This is a genomic window from Gardnerella sialicivorans subsp. sialicivorans, from assembly GCF_056746795.1.
In genome coordinates this window covers 1-538 of the sequence record NZ_JBWPXA010000016.1, presented here as the reverse complement: position 1 = coordinate 538, position 538 = coordinate 1, and the positions used below count along the sequence as shown (strand labels likewise).

The 538-nt window shown below is 54.3% G+C and carries 1 rRNA gene; it reads left to right on the top strand.

The window, feature by feature from the left end:
• Nucleotides 1-86: 86 nt before the first annotated feature.
• Nucleotides 87-538 (top strand): 16S ribosomal RNA (locus tag AC1EKB_RS06215); the annotation flags it as partial.

Sequence of the window (538 nt, the reverse complement as noted above, 5' to 3'; positions counted from 1 at the left end):
TTTTTTGTTGGGATGTTCTTTCCTTAAAGAATGTCTCGTCTTTTTCTTTTATATTGGAGCCTTATGTTGGCTCTTCATTGAAGTTTTTCGTGGAGGGTTCGATTCTGGCTCAGGATGAACGCTGGCGGCGTGCTTAACACATGCAAGTCGAACGGGATCTGACCAGCTTGCTGGTTGGTGAGAGTGGCGAACGGGTGAGTAATGCGTGACCAACCTGCCCCATGCTCCAGAATAGCTCTTGGAAACGGGTGGTAATGCTGGATGCTCCAACTTGACGCATGTCTTGTTGGGAAAGTGTTTAGTGGCATGGGATGGGGTCGCGTCCTATCAGCTTGTAGGCGGGGTAATGGCCCACCTAGGCTTCGACGGGTAGCCGGCCTGAGAGGGCGGACGGCCACATTGGGACTGAGATACGGCCCAGACTCCTACGGGAGGCAGCAGTGGGGAATATTGCGCAATGGGGGGAACCCTGACGCAGCGACGCCGCGTGCGGGATGAAGGCCTTCGGGTTGTAAACCGCTTTTGATTGGGAGCAAGC